Consider the following 2110-nt stretch of genomic DNA (forward strand, 5'->3'; position numbering starts at 1 on the left):
GATAAGCCTTTCACATCAATGGAAGACATTCAAGCTCTGCTTGACAGAGCTGATGATGAAAATGGTACGACTATTGTTTTAAACAATGCGACCATTCGTAAAGCGGTAATAAACACGTCTGCTTCCCCAAAAACTGAGTACAAAGGCTTACTCTCTGAAGGTAGAAACATTACATTTGACACATCATGTGTAACAGATATGAGTGACCTTTTCCTTAGTGAATTCTCTTTCAACGAAGACATTGGCGATTGGGATACTTCCAGTGTGACGGATATGGAAGGGATGTTCGAACTTACTAGCTTCAACCAAGACATTGGGGGCTGGGATACTTCTAGCGTGACGGATATGAGCTATATGTTCGCTAATGCTTTTACCTTCAATAAAGACATTGGGGGCTGGGACACTTCCAGCGTGACGAATATGAATTATATGTTCGAAATTGCTTCTGCCTTCAACCAAGACCTAAGCCACTGGTGTGTTGGTGAAATACCGACCAAACCGTACTTTTTTGATGATTATTCGGGGTTCCAATTAAACTATGGTTATAAACCACAGTGGGGTACATGCCCCCAATAATTTCTTTTGAAAAAATCACTTAACGGTACTTATTTTCGGTATTTGAATGCTGCATAAGGACCTGAAGGTAAGGAATCTGAATGATTCCTTACCTAATAATGGGAGCGTGGTCGGACTCAATACTATTGTCGATGTTCTACATCTTACAGTAATCAACCTTCACGCTTGAGGCGAGCAATTGCGTTACCATATGTTGGAATGAAAGGAAGAATCGATACGGGTGAATTGATAACGAAGTGACTTCTTGGAAATCATCAATCTTGTAATGATGAGTGATGATCGGTGAGAGATCTAAGCCAGATTGAATCAAAGAAGCCATTATATATACAACAAATAGTAAGCAATATAAAACAATAGTTTAGATAAAATTAATAAAATACACGGCGACAAAGTGGCGACAGTTTCAGTCGTTGTAATAACTCCCCCCTTCAATAGGAGGTGTCTTTCCCGCCATTTTTGCCATCACTTTTTGAGAATGACTCAACCAACAAAAAGCCAGCGCTAAATCAATCAACACTGGCCTTTGTTTAGTTAAACCGAAATGGGAATCAGTCTACAAAATACGGCTGGTGTTCTTCAGTCAGAACACTGTCTTTCGCAAAGTCAGTATGCTTAATTACTTTACTCACGTTCCAGTTAGTTAAGTCTTGGTTAAATACCTTAGCCTCAGCAAACATTTCCATCATATGCGACACATTCGATGTATCCCAATTACTGATATCTTGGTTGAAGGCTTTTGTGTCTTTGAACATGTAGAACATAGTCCTCACATTCGATGTATCCCAATGACCTATATCTTGGTTAAATTTATCAGTAGATTTAAACATGTACGTCATATTCCTGACTTTCGATGTATTCCAATGACTTATATCTTGGTCAAATGCAATAGCTCTTCTAAACATGGCGGCCATATCAGTCACATTCGATGTATCCCATCGACCTATATATTGGTTAAAAGAAGAAGAATCTGAAAACATCATGTTCATTTTTTTTACGTTACTGGTATCCCAATAGCCTATATCTTGGTTAAAGGATTTTGTGTCCGCAAACATTACCGCCATATCAGTCACTTTCGACGTATCCCAATAACCTATATCTTGATTGAATGCTTTTGCGCCATGAAACATCCCAGGCATTTCCGTCACATTCGATGTATTCCAATAGCCGATGTCTTGGTTAAATGCACTTGCACTAGAAAACATGTGACCCATATTGGTCACATTAGAAATATCCCAAGAACCGATGTCTTGGTTAAATGTGCTTGCATGATAAAACATCCCATACATATTCGATACATTAGATGTATCCCAATCGCTAACATCGGCATTAAACGATTCGCGATTACGAAATACGTTGCTCATATCCGTCACCTGTGTAGTGCAAAACCGAATATAGCCTTGCTCTAAATTATCTAATAAAGTTTTATTTTTAATTAGAGCGTTATCCACCACTATATAAACTTGACCATTCTCAAGCATCACGGAGTTAACAGGTTGGTCAGGGCAATTTACCGAGATATCAATAGCAAATGCAG

At 38.7% G+C, this 2110-nt stretch carries 2 protein-coding genes and 1 pseudogene; 1 reads left to right on the forward strand and 2 read right to left on the reverse strand.

Features of this window, described 5'->3' with window-relative positions; all coding sequences use genetic code 11:
• The coding region (locus VSA01S_RS19595; protein ID WP_147052787.1) for a BspA family leucine-rich repeat surface protein at positions 1-576 on the forward strand (576 nt) is incomplete at its 5' end.
• A 136-nt stretch (positions 577-712) separates the two neighbouring features.
• Here the strand turns inward: VSA01S_RS19595 and VSA01S_RS20430 are convergent.
• Positions 713-901, reverse strand: a pseudogene (locus tag VSA01S_RS20430) (hypothetical protein); the annotation flags it as partial.
• A 223-nt stretch (positions 902-1124) separates the two neighbouring features.
• On the reverse strand, positions 1125-2110 hold a 986-nt coding region (locus VSA01S_RS19605), incomplete at its 5' end, for a BspA family leucine-rich repeat surface protein (protein ID WP_244949888.1).

The organism is Vibrio sagamiensis NBRC 104589 (assembly GCF_007990935.1).
In the GTDB taxonomy this organism is placed as follows: domain Bacteria; phylum Pseudomonadota; class Gammaproteobacteria; order Enterobacterales; family Vibrionaceae; genus Vibrio; species Vibrio sagamiensis.